At 45.5% G+C, this 21,479-nt stretch carries 17 protein-coding genes; 10 read left to right on the top strand and 7 right to left on the bottom strand.

Going from position 1 to position 21,479, the window contains the following annotated elements:
* Positions 1-21 precede the first annotated feature (21 nt).
* The 4 genes from NIAKO_RS22330 to NIAKO_RS22315 are packed head-to-tail and all read left to right on the top strand — an operon-like array spanning position 22 to position 7,216.
* Positions 22-3,432 (top strand): SusC/RagA family TonB-linked outer membrane protein, encoded by a 3,411-nt coding sequence (locus tag NIAKO_RS22330; protein ID WP_014220721.1) that lies wholly within the window; start codon positions 22-24, stop codon positions 3,430-3,432.
* Positions 3,433-3,462: 30 nt separating this feature from the next.
* Positions 3,463-4,929 carry a RagB/SusD family nutrient uptake outer membrane protein gene (locus tag NIAKO_RS22325; RefSeq protein WP_014220720.1) on the top strand — a complete coding sequence of 489 codons (1,467 nt, stop codon included), beginning with the start codon at positions 3,463-3,465 and terminating at the stop codon, positions 4,927-4,929.
* Between the two features lie 31 nt (positions 4,930-4,960).
* Positions 4,961-5,842: a zinc-binding metallopeptidase gene (locus NIAKO_RS22320; protein WP_014220719.1), complete on the top strand. Its 882-nt coding sequence runs from the start codon at positions 4,961-4,963 to the stop codon at positions 5,840-5,842.
* 24 nt (positions 5,843-5,866) lie between these two features.
* Positions 5,867-7,216: a DUF4302 domain-containing protein gene (locus NIAKO_RS22315; protein WP_014220718.1), complete on the top strand. Its 1,350-nt coding sequence runs from the start codon at positions 5,867-5,869 to the stop codon at positions 7,214-7,216.
* A gap of 249 nt (positions 7,217-7,465) precedes the next feature.
* On the opposite strand, the gene NIAKO_RS22310 is transcribed toward NIAKO_RS22315, so the two are convergent.
* The 3 genes from NIAKO_RS22310 to NIAKO_RS22300 are packed head-to-tail and all read right to left on the bottom strand — an operon-like array spanning position 7,466 to position 9,635.
* Positions 7,466-8,485, bottom strand: coding sequence for a DUF4097 family beta strand repeat-containing protein (locus NIAKO_RS22310; protein WP_014220717.1), 1,020 nt, complete (start codon positions 8,483-8,485; stop codon positions 7,466-7,468).
* Positions 8,460-9,083 (bottom strand): hypothetical protein, encoded by a 624-nt coding sequence (locus NIAKO_RS22305; RefSeq protein ID WP_014220716.1) that lies wholly within the window; start codon positions 9,081-9,083, stop codon positions 8,460-8,462. The genes NIAKO_RS22310 and NIAKO_RS22305 overlap by 26 nt, the downstream gene beginning before the upstream one ends.
* Before the next feature lie 3 nt (positions 9,084-9,086).
* Positions 9,087-9,635, bottom strand: a complete 549-nt coding sequence (locus NIAKO_RS22300; protein ID WP_014220715.1) for an RNA polymerase sigma factor — start codon at positions 9,633-9,635, stop codon at positions 9,087-9,089.
* A 154-nt stretch (positions 9,636-9,789) separates the two neighbouring features.
* Between NIAKO_RS22300 and NIAKO_RS22295 the strand changes: the two genes are divergently transcribed.
* From NIAKO_RS22295 to NIAKO_RS22285, 3 genes are read left to right on the top strand one after another with little or no spacing between them, the layout of a single operon-like run.
* Entirely contained in the window at positions 9,790-10,974 is a 1,185-nt protein-coding gene (locus tag NIAKO_RS22295; protein WP_014220714.1) for an acyl-CoA dehydrogenase family protein, read from the top strand.
* An 11-nt stretch (positions 10,975-10,985) separates the two neighbouring features.
* Positions 10,986-11,495 (top strand): shikimate kinase, encoded by a 510-nt coding sequence (locus tag NIAKO_RS22290; RefSeq protein ID WP_014220713.1) that lies wholly within the window; start codon positions 10,986-10,988, stop codon positions 11,493-11,495.
* Positions 11,488-11,880, top strand: coding sequence for a DUF423 domain-containing protein (locus NIAKO_RS22285; RefSeq protein ID WP_014220712.1), 393 nt, complete (start codon positions 11,488-11,490; stop codon positions 11,878-11,880). The genes NIAKO_RS22290 and NIAKO_RS22285 overlap by 8 nt, the downstream gene beginning before the upstream one ends.
* Positions 11,881-11,915: 35 nt before the next feature.
* Here NIAKO_RS22285 and NIAKO_RS22280 read toward each other — a convergent pair whose 3' ends face one another.
* Positions 11,916-13,910: a sensor histidine kinase gene (locus tag NIAKO_RS22280; protein WP_014220711.1), complete on the bottom strand. Its 1,995-nt coding sequence runs from the start codon at positions 13,908-13,910 to the stop codon at positions 11,916-11,918.
* Positions 13,911-14,206: 296 nt separating this feature from the next.
* Here NIAKO_RS22280 and NIAKO_RS22275 point away from each other — a divergent pair, with 296 nt between their 5' ends.
* A complete protein-coding gene (locus tag NIAKO_RS22275) occupies positions 14,207-16,741 on the top strand; it encodes an FtsK/SpoIIIE family DNA translocase (RefSeq protein WP_041347155.1) in 2,535 nt (844 codons plus the stop codon).
* Positions 16,742-16,854: 113 nt separating this feature from the next.
* The gene (gene lolA1 / locus NIAKO_RS22270) at positions 16,855-17,508 is read left to right on the top strand and encodes an outer membrane lipoprotein periplasmic chaperone LolA1 (RefSeq protein WP_014220709.1); all 654 of its coding nucleotides are present in this window, start codon (positions 16,855-16,857) and stop codon (positions 17,506-17,508) included.
* A 147-nt stretch (positions 17,509-17,655) separates the two neighbouring features.
* On the opposite strand, the gene NIAKO_RS22265 is transcribed toward lolA1, so the two are convergent.
* Positions 17,656-18,222, bottom strand: a complete 567-nt coding sequence (locus tag NIAKO_RS22265) for a UbiX family flavin prenyltransferase (RefSeq protein WP_014220708.1) — start codon at positions 18,220-18,222, stop codon at positions 17,656-17,658.
* A gap of 37 nt (positions 18,223-18,259) precedes the next feature.
* Here NIAKO_RS22265 and NIAKO_RS22260 point away from each other — a divergent pair, with 37 nt between their 5' ends.
* A complete protein-coding gene (locus NIAKO_RS22260) occupies positions 18,260-18,817 on the top strand; it encodes a thioredoxin family protein (protein ID WP_014220707.1) in 558 nt (185 codons plus the stop codon).
* Between the two features lie 456 nt (positions 18,818-19,273).
* Here NIAKO_RS22260 and NIAKO_RS22255 read toward each other — a convergent pair whose 3' ends face one another.
* Complete coding sequence (locus NIAKO_RS22255) at positions 19,274-19,717, bottom strand: hypothetical protein (protein WP_014220706.1); 444 nt, start codon at positions 19,715-19,717, stop codon at positions 19,274-19,276.
* Positions 19,718-19,964: 247 nt separating this feature from the next.
* The gene (locus NIAKO_RS22250) at positions 19,965-21,221 is read right to left on the bottom strand and encodes an aminotransferase class I/II-fold pyridoxal phosphate-dependent enzyme (protein ID WP_014220705.1); all 1,257 of its coding nucleotides are present in this window, start codon (positions 21,219-21,221) and stop codon (positions 19,965-19,967) included.
* Positions 21,222-21,479: the final 258 nt, after the last annotated feature.

The raw sequence follows: 21,479 nt of genomic DNA, 5'->3' as shown, positions 1-21,479 counted from the left end.
AGTAATCAAAAACTAATTGCTATGCGTTTTAAACAAAACGCTTTTGAGGCAAAGGCATTTCAGGCAACCTGCAAAAGACTGTTCTTGGTGGTACTGGTAGCTGGTTGTTTGCCGGTGACTACCCACGCATCTGACATCCCCCATCATATAAATTACAATACCCGGTTCTTCCAGGACACTGCCGTATTACGAGGCAGGGTTTCCGGCACCGAGGAAGGAAGCATTCTTCCCCAGGTGTCTGTTCAAAACCTGGTAAACGGCAAGGGATCATTTACAAACGTCCAGGGCGAATTTGCCATAAAAGCCCGCCGCGGCGATAGCATCCGGTTCTCTTACACCGGCAAAACGCCCCAAACCATCATTTACCGGGGTGAGAAATACCTGGAGGTGCACCTGAACGACGGGAAAGCACTTTCTGAAGTAATTGTAACCGGTTTCCAGACAATTGAAAAAAAGAAATTCGCCGGTTCCGCAGCAACCGTAAAAATGGATGATGCCAAACTGAGTGGTCAAACCGATGTTAGCCGCATGCTCGAAGGACGGGCCGCCGGGGTATCGGTTCAAAACGTATCGGGCACATTTGGTACCGCGCCCAAAGTTCGGGTGCGTGGCGCCACCTCCATCAATGGCGATAACAAACCATTGTGGGTGGTAGATGGCGTGGTGCTCGAAGACATTGTAAACATCTCGAACGACCAGCTTTCGAGCGGTGATCCCACAACCCTGTTAGGTTCTGCGGTAGCCGGCTTAAATGCGAACGACATCGAAAGCTTCGACATATTGAAAGACGCCTCTGCAGCTGCTCTGTATGGCGCCCGCGCCATGAACGGGGTAGTGGTAATAACCACTAAAAAAGGCCGCCAGGGTAAAACCAATGTAAACTATATCGGTAATTTCAGTACTTACCTGAAACCCAATTATAATAGTTTCAATATCATGAATTCAGCCCAGCAAATGTCGGTACTGGCCGAGCTGGAGCGGAAAGGTTACCTCAATGCCAACATTCTCGACAAGGGGGATAATGGCGTTTTTGGTAAAATGTATGAAGAGTTGAATACGCTGACGCCGGATGGCTCAGGATTTGTGTTGCAGAACACGCAGCCGGCACGCAAAGCATTTTTAACCCGCTATGCAACCGCCAATACCGATTGGTTCGATCTGTTGTTCAAACAGAACTTCCAGCAGGAACATTCAATAAGTCTTTCAGGCGGTACCGACAAGTCTCAATCGTACTTCTCAACCAGTTATTATGGCGACAATGGCTGGACCATTGCCGATAAAGTAAGCCGGTTAACCCTCAACTTCCGCAACAACTATAAGTTCAACGATAAACTGTCTGCCGACTTTACAACAGTAGGGTCTTACCGTAATCAACGGGCGCCTGGTTCACTCACGCGCCAAAGCAACCCGGTAGATGGCAGCTATGACCGGGACTTCGACATCAATCCTTTCAGCTATGCGCTGAATACCAGCCGTACCTTAACGGCCTATGATCAGAGTGGCAACCGCGAATATTTCCGTCGCAATTTTGCTCCGTTCAACATTTTCACCGAACTGGAGAATAACTATATCGACCTGCGGGTGATTGACCTGCGTTTACAGGGAAGTTTGAACTATAAGATCACCCCCGATCTGCGCTACGAGTTTGTAGGCGCTTTGCGGGTGGTTAAATCAACCCAGGAGCACCAGATCACCGAGAATTCCAATATGGCCAATGCCTACCGGGCGGCAGGTTCAACCACCATTAAACAAAACAACAAGTTCCTGTACCGCGACCCGGATAACCCGGATGCAGAACCTGTGGTGGTATTGCCCTATGGTGGTTTTTATAACCGGGTAGAAGATCAGCTGCTTAGCTACGATTTCCGCAACAGCCTTAACTATACAAAAAACATCAACGATAAAAATACCATCAGTGTGCTGGGTGGTATGCAGGTGAAGTATGCCGACCGCCAGAACTTCAACAATACCGGTTATGGCTATCAGTATGATAACGGTGGCGTACCATTTGTTGATTACCGCATTCTGAAACAAACCATCGAGAACAATTTCCCGTATTATGGTATGTCCAAAGACTATGACCGGTTTGTGGCATTTTACAGTTCAGGCACCTATACCTACAACTCCCGTTACAACTTAACAGGAACCGTCCGGTACGATGGTTCTAACAGGCTGGGTAAATCAACCTCTGCCCGTTGGCTGCCAACCTGGAGTGTGGCTGGATCATGGAACGTAGAGCAGGAAAAATTTTTGGCAGATGTTAGCTGGATAGATGCCCTTACCCTGCGCGGCAGCTATGGGTTAACAGCCAGCATGGGACCTGCAACCAACTCACAAATAGTTCTTAAGAACATGATCACCAACAGAACCTATTTAACCGAAAGAGAATCGGTAATACAACTGGCTAACCTCGAAAACTCGCAGCTTACCTGGGAGAAATTATATACTGCCAACGTGGGTGTTGACGCTACTATGTTAAACAAGCGCCTCAACGTAAGCATGGATGTATATCACCGCAACAGCTTTGACCTGATAAGCCTGGTTAAAACATCGGGCGTGGGTGGCGAACCTTATAAAGCCGCCAACTATGCCGATATGACCTCGCAGGGCGCCGAGTTGCTGGTAGGCTATTTAATAGTAAATAACAAAAACTTTAAATGGCGTACCAACCTTACTGCCGGTTATAACACCAACAAAATAACCAATGCCAAAAACGAACCGAATATATGGGACCTGGTTGCGGCAGAGGGCGGAAACAAACAGGGTTATCCCGTACGCAGTTTGTTCTCGCTTAACTTTAAAGGACTGGAACATTTTACCGGTACGCCCCAGTTTATTGATGAAACCGGCAAACTGGGCAACAATGTATACCTGCAGGACCAAAACACCAGTTACCTGGTATATGAAGGCCCGGTTGATCCCCGGCTTACCGGTGGTTTGCTGAACAGCTTTAATTACAAAGAATTCACTTTAAGTTTATTCATTACTTACCAGTGGGGTAATAAGATCAGGTTGTATCCTGCATTCAAGAATACTTATACCGATCTTACTGCCATGCCTAAAGAGTTTTATGACCGCTGGTCAATGCCCGGCGACGAAAAATACACTACCGTACCTTCTATCCTGGGCGCCTTTGAAAACTCGAAGCTGGATGGCGCTACCCCTTATAACGACTACAATTATTCAACAGCGCGGGTGGCAAAAGGGGATATGATAAGATTAAAGAACGTTTCATTGACCTGGCAGGTTCCGCAGAAAATGATCAGGAGAGCCGGTTTGAACAGCCTGGCGTTACAGGCAGTGGCCAATAACCCCTGGCTCATTTATTCCGATAAGAAACTGAAAGGGCAGGATCCTGAGTTCTTCAATACCGGAGGAGTTGCGCAGCCCGTTCAAAAACAGCTCACGTTTTCTTTAAAACTGGGCTTATAATCAGGTGTGAAACGAAAAAAGGTAATTACAATGCGAAAAATATTATTATATACAACCGTTGCAGCGCTCTTTACAACCACAGGTTGTAAAAAGTTTCTCGATAAAAATCCAGACAACCGCGCATCGCTGAATACGCCCGACCAGGTGTCGCAATTGCTGGGAACTGCTTACCCACAGGCTAACTATATGGCCTTTTGCGAATCCATTTCAGATAATGTGGCCGATAAGGGTGCAGGCGTACAGGACAGGACCAACATCGATCCTTTCTTTTTCCAGGATGTAAACAACAAGGACCAGGATTCGCCCGAGTTTTATTGGGATGGATGTTATACCGCTATTGCAGCAGCCAACCAGGCGCTGGAAACCATCCGGAATGCCGGGGCCGATTCAATCCAGTACAAATCACAAAAAGGTGAAGCGTTGGTGTGCAGAGCCTATGCGCATTTTATGCTGGTTACGTTTTTCTCAAAACCATACAGTTCACTAAGTACCAGTACTTCAAAAACCGATCTGGGCATCCCGTACGTAACTACGCCCGAGAAAATAGTGTTCCAGCAGTACGATCGTAAAACTGTGGCTTATGATTACCAGATGATAGAGCAGGACCTGTTACAGGGTTTACCACTTTTAGACGATACCAAATACACCGTACCACGTTATCACTTTAACAAATTAGCCGCCAACGCATTTGCGGCCCGCTTTTACCTGTTTAAACAGGATTATGCCAAAGTGATCACGTATGCCAATGCCGTGTTTGCTGCAGGTAATGTAACCACCTTGCTAAGGCCCTGGAATACTACTTACAGGACCATGACGCCGCAGGATCTGTTTGCCGTTTATGAAAAGGCAACAGAACCGGCCAACCTGTTGCTGGTGGAAACGGCTTCTAACTGGGCGCGTAATTATTATACCGTTCGTTATGCCATGACCTCCGATATCCGCGATCAGGTTTTTTCTGATAACGCTACCGGAGGAAACTGGGAATTCAGTAATCACGTTTATACAGCAGGTACTAATAATTACCTGATCCCCAAGATCAATGAATATTTCGTACGTAATTCTGTAAATGCCAATATTGGCGTGCCCTATGTAATGGTGCCCTTATTTACCGCAGAAGAAGCATTGTTTAACCGGGCAGAAGCCTACCTGTTCCAGAACAACCTCAATGGCTGTTTGGCCGATTTAAACGCTTATGCAAGTACCCGCATCAGGGATTATGACCCCGCCCTGCATACCATTACAACAGCTAAGCTGGCCAAGCATTATGTGGGTATCACTAACAGCCTTGACCAGGCATTGAATTGTGTAATAGATTTTAAACGGGCTGAGTATGTACAGGAAGGTATGCGCTGGTTCGATCTGTTGCGTTATAACATTCCTGTTACGCATAAAACTTTTGAAGGCCAAACGCTTTCGTTGCCTGCCGATAGTAAAATGCGGGTTTTCCAGTTGCCGGAAACAGTGAAGTTATCTGGTATGCCGCTGAACCCCAGATAACAATATCTATAAACAAAACAGAACCTACTATATGTTCAAACATAAAATATACCTTGTTGTACTGGCACTCGCAGTTTTTGCGTCGTGTAAAAAGGGCGACGATTTAGGCGATGTGAGCCAGATCCCCGGCCTTGGTGGCGATACCTGGGCTACCACTCCCATAGATACCTGGATCAGGGATACCCTTACCGTTCCATTTAATGTTACCGCTAAATACAAGTGGGATGCGGGCGAACTGGATTTTAATAAAACACTTACCCCGCCCGATGAATCGAAGATCATCCCGGTGCTGAGCTCCATAAAAAAAGTATGGATAGATAACTATGTGAAAGAAGCGGGAAAAACCTTTATGATGAAATTGATACCTAAGTTTTTTGTACTGGTGGGCAGCGCCAGTTGGAATACCGATGGTACCATCACATTGGGTACAGCTGAAGGAGGCCGCCAGATAGATCTGTATGTGCTGAACGATTTCAGAATAAAAGGAATGGCGGGATATGTGCCCAGCGATTCTTTCAACATCATACAAATGTTCCATACCATAGAACACGAATTTGGCCACATCATGCACCAGACCGTGTACTACCCTGTAGCCTGGAAACAGATCTCAGTAGGGGACTACACCTCAAACTGGAACAACGATACCGATTCAACGGCTCATGAAAGAGGATTTATTTCTGCCTATGCCCAAAGTGCTCCCGATGAAGATTTTGTGGAAACGATCTCTATCATGCTCACATTGGGAAAACCGCAGTATGAAGATTTGATAAGCAAAATTAAAACCCCTGCTGCCGTATCCAAATTGCGTCAGAAAGAAGCAATCGTTATAAATTACTTTAAAGACGTGTGGAGCATCAACTTCGCCAGTTTGCAAACCCGCACGCGTAGTTCCATAGACCTATTGATAAAGTAGGCACTCACCCAACAAAAAACAGGTATGAACAAGAACATATTATATTATTTACTCGCTATAATACTGGTGGCTTCCTGTAAGCGCAGCGACGACAATGTGTTTGATAAATCGCCCGATGAGCGCATCAACGAAACACTGAAAGCTTACCAGACTGCCATGACCAGTTCTCAATATGGCTGGAATGGTAATCTTTACACGGCACAGGGGACCCTGTTCCGGTTTTATTTCAGCTTCACCGACAGCAACCGGGTACAGATGTACAGCGATTTCGACAGCACTACTTCCTCTGTGCTCAAGGAAAGCAGCTTCCGGTTAAAAGCATTGCAACAACCCAGTCTTATCTTCGATACGTATTCCTACATCCATATTCTGAGCGATCCCGATGCTTCAAAAAATGGTGGCACCTACGGGGTGGGGTTGAGTTCTGATTTTGAATTTGCGATCGATTCTGTTACTGCTGACAGCATCAGTCTTACCGGCCGCGTTAACGGCAGCAAACTCACTTTCAAAAAAGCTACCCAGGCCGATAAAACCGTATGGTCAAGCAAACAGGTGTACAATGGCGTGCAGAACTTTAAAAGCTACTGGAAGTTCCTGTCTTACTGGAAAAGGTTGAACTACCGCGGTACCGATTACGAATTGCAATTTGATACCACCAAAAAACAGGTAACAGTATCCTGGGGTTCCGGCGCTTCCGCTACCTCAGCTATCAGAAAATATTATTTCTGGGCCAATGGGGTATATTTTGTTGACCCTATAGTTAATGGCTCAAACACTATTCCCGGTTTTAGTATTACCAGTTTTACCGACGGTACGCTTACCAGCCAGGTAATGAATGTAACGGTAAATGGTACTGCCGCTACCATTAAAGGGGTAGGGCCTAATATTGCACCGCTTAACCCCGATGTAAAAAATGCAATCACCAGGTGGCGCAGCCAGGCTCAGGCCGGTGGTAATTACTGGGTGTCGTTTGACGGATTTCATCAGAATGGGGTGAACGATGCCTTTAATATCAAATCGCTCAAGAACGATTCGGCAGAATTTTATTTCCTGCTGTATGCGCCTAATACACAGGGCAGCGATGCGTTCTTTACCATTTACCTCGATACCCTGCATACTCCGCTGTCATTGGTGGCCATCAGTGGTTCATGGACAAAACAATCCATAACCAAAACCACCGGGCTTACCAGGGTTACGCAGGATTCTGTAAACAGTAAACTGCCCTGGCCCGCAACCGGACCGGCGCAGCAAACGCGCACCCAAATGTATAGCGGTACCGGCAATTACTATTTTGTACAAAGCAGCGACCTTACCTACGACCAGGTAAGTGTAGATGATCCCTCTACCTGGATAACCTGGTATTGGGTGTTCTAATTTGTCTGAACTGCGATTTGTGGGATGGATGGGATGTTTGGGAAATTCCGAAGATTATCATTACAATAAAAAAGGCCCTGACGATTTAGTCGGGGCCTTTTTTATTGTAAAACGGGATCCCCCGATTTAAAGGTCGGGGGAGGGACCCGTTGTAGCGAGTCAAAGACTCTGCTGACTGCAAGTTGAAGATCGTGAAACGTCATGTCAACGTGTTAACTTGTCAACTGATGGCTATACTTTGGCTATACTTTATATTCTTACCGTGCCCTTCCTATCCTTATCCTTGTCTTTATCTTTATCCTTGTTCTTGTCTTTGTTCATATCGATGTTCAGGTTATGGCCCAGCGTTATTTGACCGTACTCTGATTTTATCTTCATTTCGGTGTTGCCGCTGCCGGCCTTGCCCTGGTAGCGCTTGTTAAACCGGGGGCCATGGCGATCGTCGTTATCGCCCTCTTCCTTGATGTCGAAACTGGTTTTATTATGCAGTTCGCCAAAGTTGGTGCTGATGTCGAAGTTGGCTGAGATATTGGTGTTCAGGTCGAGGTACAGGTTGGAGAAACTGTTTTTAACGGTAAGCGCTTTGGTGCTGTTATCGACTCGTAATTTGGCAATATCGCAATATTCAAAAACAGCATTTACCGAACCGTCCAGGTTATCAATGGCCGCCTTTGAGAATTTAATTATCAGGTTACCGTTGCTGATGCTGCCGATAGAGCCTTTGCCAAATTCAATTACCACTTTCTTTACATTGTTCAGCTTGCCGGTAGTAAGGCTGCCGAATTTACTTTCCAACGTTACCTCGCCATTGTAATCGCCAATGGTCATGGGGCCAAACTCGTTCTTTGCCTGTAGTGGATTGCGTGCGGGCAGATTTACTACGTAGTCAATATGAAAACTCGTTTTTTCACCCTTGCTCCACTGTTGGTCTTTGTCTTTGTTTTTATCGAGCTTTGTTTTAAAGTATACGCCGTCACTGCCTTTGCCGTCTTCAACGCTGATGTTATCAAGAATGGCCTGGGCCCTTTCATCAGTTTTGGCTTCGGCGGTAATGGTTACAGTAACACTCACTTCATTTTTGTCCCAGGTGCTTATTTTCATTTCACCAAATTGGTTGGTCAAGGAAATTTTATCACTGTTGCTTACGGGGTAGGATTTGGTGTAAGTTTTCTTTTTTTCAACCAATGGGTCTTCAGCAAATACCTGCGTCGTCAGTAGCAGCAGCGCGATAAATAAGGGGAATTTATGCTCTCTTAGAATTACTTTCATGATGGTTGCTTTTTGATGCTTTGATTTGATTGATGATGCTTAATTGTTGATTGAGTATTTCAGTCTGCAGCCTTAAGTTCTCAATCATAGCCTCCAGTAATTGTTCACGGTTAGGATTTTCCGGCAGCTCTTTTTTCAACGCGTTATACGAGCTGTCGAGTTTATCGATACCAGTAACAAACTTTTTATACAGGTTGGGATTTTCCTTTTCAATTTCTTTCAACTCATTTTGTTTCATCTCAATGAGGCGGGTGAATTGAGACACCTCCTGCGCATAGCCGGGGTTTATCTCTTTCAACAACTGATCATTTACATTGGGGGTATCGATGGATGCAGGTTGTTCCTTTACAATGCCACCATCGGATGAACGCTTGTTTAACAGGGAGAATATGCCTATGCCGGCCAGGATCAGTATGGCGGCTGCCGCGCTCCATCTCAGCAAGGTTAGTACAATTGTTTTCTGCCCCTTGCTTTTTTGTTGTTTGTTTTGTTCATCAGTTAGTTCCTGTTCCAGTTTTTTCCAAATCCGTTCACTGGGTTCGTCCGAATCAAACTGGTCGCGGTTATCACGTATAAATTGCTCTAAACCTTTACTCATATTTCACACTTGTTTAATTAAAGACAGCAGTTTTTGTTTGGCCCGTACGTACTGGGTACGTACCGTGTTATGGGAAATATTCAGGATCTGTGAAATTTCCTCATGGTCATACCCTTCCAGCAGGTACAGGCTTAGCACCGTTCGGTAGCCATCGGGTAACCGGGTGATCATCTTCTTTACTTCTTCCACCCGGTATTTTATTTCTTCCTCGTTTATGCCTTCCTCCTCCGGTAAAGCCTGCAATTCGGTGTTTTCCATATCAACCAGGTCATTCCGCCGTTTTCGCAGAATGTTGATCGATTTGTTGATCACGATCTTTTTAAGCCAGGCCCCAAAGGTGCTGCGGTAATGAAAGTCATGCAGGGAGCGAAATGCGTCCAGGAACGACTCCTGCAGCACGTCCTCAGCGTCGGCTGTATTGTTTACGATACGTAAACTGGTGTTAAACATAGCTTTGGAATATTGCCGGTACAACGTCTGAAAGCTTTGGGTATCACCCTGTTTACAGCGTTCCACCAGTTCATCCCGGATAATGTTTGCAGTCAGCTCCAAAATGATCTGTTTAGGTTGTTTATATAAGAGACAAGGCTTTTAACCGCATGTTGCATGGAACGGTTTTTTAGTGGGGGTGTTGGGGTGAATGGTTAAATGTGGTGATGAAGGGAGTTTTTCTTATTTTTAGCCTAATATCGAAAATCAGCCAGTCATGGGTACCAGAACCGATTTGTTCACCAGCCCGGATTACTTCTTATTGGATGAGCTATTGACCGACGAACAGAAACTTGTCAGAGAGTCTGTTCGCAATTACGTAAAAAGAGAGATCTCCCCCATCATTGAAGAATATGCCCAGAAGTCGGAGTTTCCCGAACAGATCGTTCAGCAAATGGGCGAACTCGGCTGCTTTGGCCCCACCATTCCGGTTGAATACGGCGGAGGCGGGCTGGATTATGTCAGCTACGGGTTAATGATGCAGGAACTGGAGCGGGGCGATAGCGGCGTGCGCTCAACCGCCTCCGTACAGGGTTCCCTGGTAATGTTTCCCATTTTTGAATACGGCAGTGAAGACCAGCGGCGCAAATACCTGCCCAAACTGGCGAACGGCGAGTGGCTGGGTTGTTTTGGGTTAACCGAACCCGACCATGGCAGCGACCCGGGCAGCATGACCACCCATTTTACCGATGCCGGCGACCATGTGGTCCTTAACGGCGCCAAAATGTGGATCAGCAATGCGCCCTACGCAAAAGTGGCCATTGTATGGGCCAAGGACGAAGAAGGAGAGGTACGCGGCCTGATCGTGGAAAGAGGTATGAAAGGCTTTACAGCGCCGCTCACCCATAATAAATGGAGCCTGCGGGCTTCTGCCACCGGCGAACTGGTGTTTGATAATGTAAAAGTGCCCAAGGAAAATATTCTTCCCAATGTAAAAGGTTTAAAAGGTCCATTGAGCTGTTTAACCCGCGCCCGCTATGGCATTGCCTGGGGTGTGGTAGGGGCGGCCATGGATTGCTACGATACGGCCCTGCGCTATTCCAAAGAGCGCTATCAGTTTGATAAACCCATCGGGGCATTTCAACTGCAGCAAAAAAAACTGGCCGAAATGGTCACCGAGATCACCAAGGCCCAGTTACTGAACTGGCGGCTGGGTATTTTGATGAATGAAGAAAAAGCCACTCCCCAGCAGGTTAGCATGGCCAAACGCAACGGATGCGAAATTGCAGCCGCTATTGCCCGTGAGGCGCGGCAGATACTCGGCGGCGCCGGCATTACCGGCGAATACTCCATTATGCGCCATATGATGAATATTGAAAGTGTTATTACCTACGAAGGCACACATGACATACATTTGCTGATCACTGGTATGGATGTTACCGGTTTCAACGCTTTTAAATAACTTGCGACGTAATGAGGATATTCTTAATCGGTTTCATGGGTTCCGGAAAAACGCATTGGGGAAAGCAGGTAGCGCAAAAGTTAAGTTTACCGTTCTATGACCTGGACGAGGTGATCGTAGACGAAGAAAAGCGGAGCATCCCGGACATTTTTGGTGAGTCGGGCGAAGAATACTTTCGCAGTAAGGAAAAAATAGTGCTGGAGAAGATCGTGGATGAAAATACCAACATGGTATTGAGCTGCGGCGGTGGCACCCCCTGTTTCTTTAACAACATCGAATTCATGAAAAAGTATGGCACGGTGGTATGGCTCAATACATCAGTGGATGTGTTGCTGCACCGGCTTTTAAAAGAGCGCGTACAACGGCCATTACTGAAAGATATCGGGGACGAAGACCTGAAACATTACATCATTCGTAAACTGAACGAACGCCGCATGTATTATGAGCAGGCCGATGTAATGATCCATAAGGAAGATGCCATATCCATGAACGACTTTATTCAAACAGTTTTACATGCATAAAGGATTTCTGCAAACGGCCGCCCTCTTAGGTGCACTGGCCGTTGCGTTGGGCGCTTTTGGCGCACACGGATTAAAGAAAATTGTGCCCCCCGAAACAGTTACTACTTTTGAAACCGGGGTGCGTTATCAATTCTACCATGTATTTGCGTTATTAGCTGTAGCTATTTTATTTGGAAGTTTCCCCGGCAAGAACCTGCAATGGGCAGGTATGTGCTTTATCATTGGTATGATCCTCTTCTCCGGTTCGTTATACGCATTAACTGCCCTGTCAGCTACCAATACAGTTGGCCTGCGCGGTATAGGCGCCATTACACCAATTGGCGGCGTATTCTTTATTGTAGGCTGGATCTTCCTGTTCCTGGGAGTTTTGAAAGGAAAAGGATAATAAATACCTGGAACCCGGAACTCTGAACTCGGAACTTAAATTGGAGCTTCAAACGTCAGCACGCAATTCTTCTCAGCTTCAATTTTACTTTCAATTTTGAAAGAGCCGTCAATGCTTTCCATCCGGCGGCGCATGTTGCTGAGCCCGTTCCCGAAACGGCGCAGTTTATCGGCGTCGATGCCAACGCCATTGTCGCAGATCTTTATCATCAGCAATTTGTCGTTGGTGGAAATAATGATCTGGATCTGCGATGCCTGGGAGTGTTTCATGGCATTGTTCAGCGCTTCTTTTATACTCAGGAAGATGTTCCTTCTTTTTTCGCCGCTTACTTCGGCCTGCGGTATCAGCGCCGGTAGTTGTACTCTGCATTCAATAGGGGTGCTGTCGAAGTATTCGATGGCGTGCGCCCTGATGTAGGCAATAAGGCTTTCAAGGGTGTCGTTACTGCTTTTCATGGTCCAGATGATGGTGTTCATCTTACCCAGCAGTTCATTGGCTGAGTTGGAGATCTTTTCCAGCTCGGGTACCACATCGCCCTTTAACCGGCTCTTCATGATCTCACTCATCAGCCTGATGGCTGTAACGCCCGAACCCAGTTCGTCGTGCATATCGGCCGAAATGCGGTTCCTCTCTTCCTGTTTGGCCGCCATTACCGCCATTTGTTTATCAAATTCCTTACGTTCATTTTCCAGTTTCAGCCGCTCGCGTTCCTTTACCCGCTCAATAATATCGCGGCGGTTCTTGAACGCCAAACCCGACAAAAAGAACCCCAGTTCCAACACCAGTCCAAATTCATAATAGAACAACGCCCGGTTAAAAATAGAAGTAGGATCTTTCTGCACCAGTTTCCAGCCGGTAAGGATGATGATATAGGAGATAACTGACAAAAAGATCAGGGAGAAATTACCGGCCGCCAGGTAATTCAGCAGCGGGTTCTTCTTCTTAATGCTATAGGCAATAAATACTACACCGGTTACAAAGAACAGTTGTTTAATTGCGTTCTCCATAATGTTCAGCATAATGTACCAGTCGGTAAAAAAGTAAACAACAGAGAAAACAATACTGGCGCAAATAAGCAGGATGTTGAAATAACGAAGTATTTTATCAAGCAGGGGATACACTTCTTTGCTGTTGGTGAATTTGCGCATGAAGATCTGGTAAACGACCACGCTGGCCGTCATGATCATAAAATCGAGGTACTCCTCATAGAAAAAATTGAACCAGTTGGCGGTGGTGTCGAAGTAAGATTTCAGGAACAACAACGAGCAGGTAAGAAAAGTATACCCGGCATAAAAAACAAATTCCTTGTTCCTGCTTTGAATATACACCGCCAGTGAATAAAAGATCATGAACAACAATACGCCCGACACGGTATAGGTAAACACATACAGCATGCCATCGCGTTCACGTTGTAATGTGGTCCATTGCTTCAGGTAGTCGTCCATGATAAGGCGGGGAATCAGGGAGTTTACGTTGGTACGCACAAAGTTGAACCGGGAAAAGAACACGGCTTTTTCATGCGGCAGCAAATGAATGCGTTTTACGCCGTTATTCCGGTCGTCGTTTATAAGACTGTCGGGCAACCGGATTAACGTGCCCGGAATATTATCGATCTGCGCTTTAAACAGGGTGATAAGGCGGCAGTAGGAGCCAGGAATAAAACAAACGGAAATGGCGGTATCGGCGCTGTTCTTTAAAGCAAATTCTAAAAAACAATCCCGTTCAACCAGCTTGCTCGGCAGTTGATGCGGTAAATAATGACCCGGGGTTTGTTTATAGGGTAATTTGTATATATCTGCATCCTTTACTTCGTTTTTAGGAGCGGAAGTGAACAGCGTTTGTTTGCCTATTGCTTTCTGAAAGCGGATGTCAGATGCTTCCACCACCATCGAATCTGCCCACTGTGAATAACTATTGTTTACAAAACAAAAAAGCAGGATATAAAAAAATGTATGTTTGAAGGCCTTATGAAAAGGATGGTAGCGATTAGTGTTAGCAGATACAAATCGGGGATGGCTGTTAGTGCTCATAAATTGCCCCGTAGGGCGTTAGTTTCTAGGGTGAAAATACAAAAAAGAACAATGTGCTAATGTGATAATTAGCTAATGTGCCAATGGTAGGGCCGTTCCCGGTTACCTGATGCCGGTTGCAGGTTACAAGTTACAGGTTGCAGGGAATGCAAAGTTGTAACAGGCTGTTTCCCCTGTAACCTGAAACCTGAAACAGGTTTTCCTTCTTCAAACAAAAAGTTAACATATAGTATCAGGGCATTTCCTTGTGTCTTCTTTCTTGTGCCTTGAACCTTAAACTACTTATCTTTGTGCCCATGGCCAACCGCTTAAAAGCAGACAAAGCAGAAAAGAAAAAGCCAGCAAAATCGGACAGTTTCAAGCCTGAAAAAGAAGCTCAGGTTACGGTTAAGCAATTAGTAAAAGACGAGCGTACCCATAAAATTGCTGGTGCTTTCTCCATCCTGATCAGCCTTTTCTTATTTATCGCCTTTGCATCATACCTGTTTACCTGGAAGGAAGACCAGGACAAGGTATTCAGGGGTGCAGCTATCTTATTGCCCGGTGAAGACGTGAAAACCACGAATTTGCTCGGCAACCTCGGCGCGTATATTTCACACTTGTTTTTCTATAAAGGATTTGGTGCAGCCAGCTTCATGTTCTGCAGCCTGTTTTTTGTAATCGGGGTAAATGCATTGCTGGGTGCCAAAGTATTTAACCTTTGGCGCAACGTGCGTTACGTAATCGTAAGCCTGTTGTTTTTTAGTGTGGTGCTGGCATTTATTTTCCGGGGCGGTGCATTCGCCTGGGGCGGGGCTGTAGGTAATATGGGCAGCGACTGGCTGGTGCGAATGATTGGCAGCGTTGGTACGGCCGCTTTATTATTGTTGGGCGGACTGGCCTACGTGATCTGGCGGTTTAACCCCGTTTTCAAAGCACCAACATTATCCAAACCCAAACCAGCAGAACCGGTTAAAGAAGTAGTACCGGTATTAGCTAAAGAAGATAAAGAAACACCGGTTGTAAAACCACTTGGCAATAAACTGAAAGAAGGACTGGGCGTGCTTAAAAAATCACCCCTTACAGAACCCGAAGAAGAACCAATGGATTTGCAGTTGGTTGAAAAAGATGGAGAAGGGGACGAGGCGCCCTGGGATGAGGAGGTAGAAGAAATGGAAGAGGATGTAGAAGAAGCGCCTGTAGAAGTAACACCGGTAATTGGGAAAAATGGCCGGAATAAAAAGCCTGATCCTGCTCAACTGGAACTGGAAATAAAAGCGTATCCCGAGGTAGACCAGCCTGAAGTTCCCATTGAAGAGCCAAAGATCGAGAAAGTTATTTCGCAGGAACCGTACGATCCGTCGCTCGAACTGCGCGATTATAAATTCCCCAGTCTTGAACTGTTGGAGCTGCATGGCAGCGAACGCATTATCCAGGACCCACAAGAACTGGAGACCAACAAGAACCAGATCATCAATACGCTGAAGAATTACGATATCGAGATCCAGAAGATCAGCGCCACGGTAGGGCCTACTGTAACCCTGTATGAAATTGTACCGGCGGCCGGGGTGCGTATTTCGCGCATCAAAAACCTGGAAGATGATATTGCGTTAAGTTTGGCGGCGCTTGGTATACGTATTATTGCACCCATCCCCGGTAAAGGTACCGTGGGTATAGAAGTGCCTAATGTGAAGAAGACGGTAGTGAGTATGCGCAGCATGCTGTCGTCGGAAAAATTCCAGAACAACAGTTTCAGTTTACCCATCGCAATTGGGAAGAAGATCGATAACGAGAATTTTATCGTTGACCTTACCACCATGCCGCACCTGTTGATGGCGGGTGCTACCGGTCAGGGTAAATCAGTTGGTTTGAACGCCATCCTGGTGTCGTTATTGTATAAAAAACATCCTTCGCAGATAAAGCTGGTACTGGTTGACCCCAAGAAGGTGGAGTTGAGCCTGTACCGCCATATTGAAACGCATTTTCTGGCCAAATTACCGGGTGAAGATGAAGCCATCATCACCGATACCAAAAAGGTAATTCATACCCTGAATGCCCTTTGTATTGAAATGGATAACCGGTACGACCTGTTGAAGGAAGCCGGCGCCCGTAACATCCGGGAATACAACGAGAAATTTATAAAGCGCAAACTGAACCCGCAAAAAGGTCACCAGTTTCTGCCGTTTATAGTACTGGTGGTGGATGAGTTTGCCGACCTTATCATGACGGCCGGTAAAGAAGTGGAAATGCCCATTGCCCGGTTGGCGCAGCTGGCGCGTGCGGTAGGCATCCATTTGATCATTGCCACCCAGCGCCCGTCGGTAAACATCATTACGGGGACTATCAAAGCCAACTTCCCCGTGCGGATAGCCTTTAAAGTATCCTCCAAGATCGACTCCCGGACCATCCTGGATGCAGGCGGTGCCGAACAGTTGATTGGTAAGGGAGACATGCTTATCAGCTATAATGGGGAAATTACGCGCTTGCAGTGCGCTTTTGTGGATACCCCCGAAGTAGACAGTATCTGCGACTTTATTGGGACTCAGGAAGGGTACCCCCAGGCATTCTTTTTGCCGGAATATGTGGACGAGAAGCAATTTGAAGGGAAGGAACTGAACCTGGAAGACAGGGATACCCTGTTTGAAAGTGCCGCTCGGATGATCGTAAACAGCCAGATGGGCTCCACTTCCTTATTGCAACGGCGCATGAAACTGGGTTATAACCGGGCCGGCCGCCTGATGGACCAGCTGGAAGCAGCCGGGATTGTAGGCCCCAGCCAGGGTAGTAAGGCCCGCGACGTGCTGGTTAAGACGGAAGCCGACCTGGAAATGCTGCTAAACGATATAGGTTAGAATTTTGTTAAGGTGGCCATATTTTACAACCCGGGGCAACAAATCACGTCTTATTATTGCCGCAATAGGTTTAACCAATTATCTTTGCGGCCTTTACACAAAGTATTCATATAATGAAAAGCCTAATTGTATTAATTTCTACTTTTTTTATAGCCACCATAAGTTTTAGTCAGCAAAACGACCCCGCCGCCAAGAAAGTACTGGACGGTGTAAGCGCGAAGTTCAAAACGTTTAAAGCGGTACAAGCAGCATTTACCCTGCGTCAGGAAGATGCCAAAGGCGGTTTACTGGGAACCAAGAAAGGTACCGTGTCATTGAAAGGCAGCCGCTACCGGGTTAGCATTGCCGGTACAGGCCAGGAAATATTCTGCGATGGCACCAACATCTGGACGTACGATAAATCGGCCAATGAAGTAACCATCACCAAACCCGATCCTTCTGCCAGCACCATCAGCATGCAGAAGATCTTCACCAGCTTTTACGACAAGGATTTCCTGTACAAGCTGAACGGCGATAAAGTGGTGAACAAAAAAACACTGCAGGAAATTGAAATGACCCCCACCGATAAAAACAAACCATTCCACAAAGTATATGTACTGGTTGATAAAAAAAGCCAGACTATCAACAGCACCCGCATCCTGGATAAATCAGGTAACGTAATGGTGTATACCATCAATACCATGAACGGAAACGCCAACATTCCCGACAACCAGTTTGTGTTTGATAAAGCCAAGTTTCCCGGGGTAGAAGTGGTAGACTTACGATAATAAGAAGCTTATTTATACAAGAAAAGGGATTGTAATTATACAGTCCCTTTTTTAATGTCGAATATCGAATGTCCAATATTGAATCTTGAAGTATTTGATCTTTACATTTTGTATTTAATTCGACATTGGACATTCAACATTCAATATTTATTGGGGTTCATTTCCCCATCGATAAGTGCTAATGTCCAACCCCGCCAAATCAAGCACCCTGTCAGTTACTGTGGCCACTACCTCTTCAATGGTAGTGGGACGGCTGTAAAACGAAGGGGTAGCGGGGCAAATGATACCGCCGGCCAGGGTAACAGTTTCCATATTGCGAATATGAATAAGGTTATAAGGCGTATCACGTACCAGGCAAATTAGCTTGCGGCGTTCTTTTAACACTACATCGGCCGCACGGGAAATAAGGTCGCTTGAAATGCCGCCGGCAATCCGGCCCAGGGTGCCCATAGAGCAGGGAGCGATGATCATGGTATTATACCGGCCCGAACCGGAAGCAAAAGGCGCGTTGAAGTCGTTTTTAGAATAAAATTGAATGGGGTATTGGGTATAGTCGTTATTTCCCAATTCGGTTTCCCACACCTGTTTGGCGTTATCGGTCATTACTACAGCAACATCCTGCCATTGTTGTTTAATGGTCAACAGTTTTTCAATCAGTAAGCGGGCGTAAATACTGCCACTGGCGCCCGTAATGGCCAACACTATTTTGTGCATGGAATGACTTAAATTTAGGTGTTAAACAAAAATACACATGCAAACATTGAAATTGTCGGTTTTGTTTTGTTGGTTAATTGTTTTTTCATGTGCTGAAAAGCCGGCCCTTAAAGCAGAGAAAAAGAGCTTTGATAAAAATACAGCGGAGAAATTGAAATGGATGAGCCTGGATGAGGCAACGGCTGGCCTGAAGAAGGAAAAGCGCCCCGTGTTGATTGACCTGTATACCGACTGGTGTGGCTGGTGTAAAGCAATGGATAAAAAAACATACAACAATAAGGATGTAACGGCCTATGTACAGCAGAAGTTCTACCCCGTTAAGTTCGATGCAGAGGGGCACAAAAGCATTACCTGGAATGGCCGGACCTTTGATTTCAACCAAAGACATAAGACCCACGATTTTGCCATCTATCTTACCAATGGCAATTTATCATATCCTACAACGGTAATTATTCCGGTGGATGGAGAGCCACAGGCCATACCCGGTTTCCTGGCGCCCAATGAGTTTGAACTGATCGCTAAATATTTCGGTGAAGGCAAATATGGCAAGGTTTCGTTTGACGAGTATCAGAAAAGCTTTAAGTCGCAATGGTAGTAAGATATATAAACCATCCATAATAACTTACCCGGTAGTTGTCGGTTATTCTTGACCATCATCAAGAGGTGCCGGGCTTCACATTTAAAAACTATGTTCTCAGTATATTATGTAAAACAGTGTAGATAGGCGTGAGTTGGGGCAATTAAACAACAAAATATATAAAGTAATTATATGTCATTGTAACGGGTTGCAGCGTGGAAAACATTGCCGTTTTTGATAAATAAATAAACTTATCTTAGCATTGATTTAAATCAATTATACTTATCAACGCATAAAATTTCATAACGATAAGACCTATGCTTTGAGATATTCACACTATATTTGAATTTTCATAGGATAAGGTTTAATGGTTAATGGTATTTGATTAGTGCAGCCTCCCCTCCGGGAGGCTATTTTTTTTGCCGTAAGCGTGGACATTTCCCAACCATTCCAAGCATCTCACTCCGGTTCAGACTACCTGAATGACTTAATATTGGTAATAGCTAAATTGGTAAAATCAACTTCCATATCGGGAAGGTAGGTGCCTGGCATATACGCTTCATTCCGCTTTAATTTATAGCGCAGGTTATTGCTATGCCGTTTGCTGATGAACATAAGATCGTTGAAAGTATCGCGGTAAAAGCCCAGGCAATAAATGCTGATGTAATATTTTCCTTCCGGAACTTTGAAAACGGTGAACTGATTATCGGTGGGGTGGTAAACGTGTTTTACAATGCCGGCGCCGGTACGGTCAAAGCGGTCGAATATCACTAATACACTATCTACCAGCGGATTTTTAACATCCCGCGGGTGTAAACGGATCAGCACATTTACACTGTCTGGTAGCCTATTACTTTGTGCGGTTGCTGTTTTAGCCGTCAAAAGCATCAGCAGGGCCAGCACGCAGACCGCTTTCATAGATATTGATGTTTGGGTACCGGAATAAAGTTCATTACATGCCTGGCAATTTTACTTCTTCAATATACACTTGAAACCTTGATCTATAATAAGTAATAACGCTTATTCGTATAATTTCTTATTTAATATTCCGGGCTTTTGGGTAATTAACAAAAAAAATCCCGAAGCGTTGCTCCGGGATCAAAAATTTATATTGAGAATCAATATGTTTTATGGGCTTTACACCATGTTAAGATAAAATCAACGACTAAGCTTCTGCCATATCAGGAATGGCCGATACTTTGTAAGCACCGGCATCCAGCTTTTGTTTGGTTTCTGAGAAGGCAGTGAGCGTTTTTTGAATATCCTCATCGGTATGAACCGCGGTAGGAATAAGGCGGTAAATGATATGTCCTTTTGGAATTACCGGGTAAACCACAATTGAGCAGAAAATACCATAATTCTCACGCAGGTCCATTACCATGGCGGTAGCTTCTTCAACTCCACCTTTCATGTATACCGGTGTAACCACAGAGTCGGTATTACCAATGTCGAAACCTCTTTCTTTCAAACCTTTTTGCAGTTTGGTGGCCACATCCCACAGTTTTTCCTTCAACTCAGGACGGGTTTGCAACAGCTCCAGGCGCTTCAGGTTACCAACTACCAATGGCATGGGTAAGCTTTTAGCGAAGATCTGGCTGCGGATGTTATAACGGATATAATCGATGATTGCCTTAGGTCCGGCGATGAAAGCGCCGATAGAAGCCATAGATTTGGCGAACGTAGAGAAGTACACATCAATGGCGTCCTGTACACCCTGTGCTTCGCCGGCGCCTGCGCCGGTTTTACCCAGGGTACCAAAACCATGGGCGTCATCAACCAGCAAACGGAACTCATATTTAGATTTCAGGTCTGCGATCTCTTTCAGTTTTCCCTGGTCGCCGGCCATACCAAATACCCCTTCAGTAATAACCAGGATACCACCTGCTTTTTGTTTTTCGATCAGGGCAGTAGCGCGTTGCAGCTGCTTTTCCAGGTCTTCCATGTCGTTGTGTTTGAATACATACCGGTGACCGGGGTGCAAACGAACACCATCTATGATACAGGCGTGGCTCTCCGCATCGTAAACAATGATGTCGTGACGGCTGCACAACACATCGATAAGGCTTACCATACCCTGATAACCAAAATTCAATAAAATGGCATCTTCTTTACTTTCGAAAGCGGCCAGCTTTTTTTCCAGCAACTCGTGGTTATTACTGTTTCCACTCATCATGCGGGCGCCCATCGGCAATGCCAGGCCATACTGAGCAGCGCCGTCTGCATCGGCTTTCCGTACTTCAGGATGATTAGCTAACCCCAGATAATTATTTAAACTCCACACAATCATTTCTTTACCTCTGAACTTCATTCTGCTTCCAATCTCACCTTCCAGTTTAGGAAATGCAAAATAACCATGAGCTCTTTCGCGATGTTGACCTATAGGACCTTGATTCTTTAGTAATCTTTCAAAAATATCTGCCATAATATGGATTTTATTTATAGGGTTATTGCTGTTTTTGGCGAATGGCGCAAAGGTAACGTTTTTAATGTTTTGATAACCTTGCAGGACGGTTTAATGGCTGTATCGTTTAACGGAGAATGACGGCGAATATTGGAAATGATATTCTAAAACTTAGAAAATATGGACCCTTCAAATAACCTGTTTGTCAAAACATTAAGCAATCGTTTGAGTTCATGATTTTATCAAATTTTAATGTTTGGGGTTATGTAGCCGGTTATC

The sequence above is a fragment of the Niastella koreensis GR20-10 genome, from assembly GCF_000246855.1.
Taxonomy (GTDB): domain Bacteria; phylum Bacteroidota; class Bacteroidia; order Chitinophagales; family Chitinophagaceae; genus Niastella; species Niastella koreensis.
The sequence above is the reverse complement of the archived record's forward strand: the minus strand, read 5'-3'. Positions and strand labels throughout refer to the sequence as shown.

What these genes read in the sequence shown, in the direction of transcription:
- NIAKO_RS22330 (WP_014220721.1), top strand. Translation starts at nt 22, where the DNA reads ATGCGTTTTAAACAAAACGCTTTTGAGGCAAAGGCATTTCAGGCAACC.
- NIAKO_RS22325 (WP_014220720.1), top strand. Translation starts at nt 3,463, where the DNA reads ATGCGAAAAATATTATTATATACAACCGTTGCAGCGCTCTTTACAACC.
- NIAKO_RS22320 (WP_014220719.1), top strand. Translation starts at nt 4,961, where the DNA reads ATGTTCAAACATAAAATATACCTTGTTGTACTGGCACTCGCAGTTTTT.
- NIAKO_RS22315 (WP_014220718.1), top strand. Translation starts at nt 5,867, where the DNA reads ATGAACAAGAACATATTATATTATTTACTCGCTATAATACTGGTGGCT.
- NIAKO_RS22310 (WP_014220717.1), bottom strand. Translation starts at nt 8,485, where the DNA reads ATGAAAGTAATTCTAAGAGAGCATAAATTCCCCTTATTTATCGCGCTG.
- NIAKO_RS22305 (WP_014220716.1), bottom strand. Translation starts at nt 9,083, where the DNA reads ATGAGTAAAGGTTTAGAGCAATTTATACGTGATAACCGCGACCAGTTT.
- NIAKO_RS22295 (WP_014220714.1), top strand. Translation starts at nt 9,790, where the DNA reads ATGGGTACCAGAACCGATTTGTTCACCAGCCCGGATTACTTCTTATTG.
- NIAKO_RS22290 (WP_014220713.1), top strand. Translation starts at nt 10,986, where the DNA reads ATGAGGATATTCTTAATCGGTTTCATGGGTTCCGGAAAAACGCATTGG.
- NIAKO_RS22285 (WP_014220712.1), top strand. Translation starts at nt 11,488, where the DNA reads ATGCATAAAGGATTTCTGCAAACGGCCGCCCTCTTAGGTGCACTGGCC.
- NIAKO_RS22280 (WP_014220711.1), bottom strand. Translation starts at nt 13,910, where the DNA reads ATGAGCACTAACAGCCATCCCCGATTTGTATCTGCTAACACTAATCGC.
- NIAKO_RS22275 (WP_041347155.1), top strand. Translation starts at nt 14,207, where the DNA reads ATGGCCAACCGCTTAAAAGCAGACAAAGCAGAAAAGAAAAAGCCAGCA.
- lolA1 (WP_014220709.1), top strand. Translation starts at nt 16,855, where the DNA reads ATGAAAAGCCTAATTGTATTAATTTCTACTTTTTTTATAGCCACCATA.
- NIAKO_RS22265 (WP_014220708.1), bottom strand. Translation starts at nt 18,222, where the DNA reads ATGCACAAAATAGTGTTGGCCATTACGGGCGCCAGTGGCAGTATTTAC.
- NIAKO_RS22260 (WP_014220707.1), top strand. Translation starts at nt 18,260, where the DNA reads ATGCAAACATTGAAATTGTCGGTTTTGTTTTGTTGGTTAATTGTTTTT.
- NIAKO_RS22255 (WP_014220706.1), bottom strand. Translation starts at nt 19,717, where the DNA reads ATGAAAGCGGTCTGCGTGCTGGCCCTGCTGATGCTTTTGACGGCTAAA.
- NIAKO_RS22250 (WP_014220705.1), bottom strand. Translation starts at nt 21,221, where the DNA reads ATGGCAGATATTTTTGAAAGATTACTAAAGAATCAAGGTCCTATAGGT.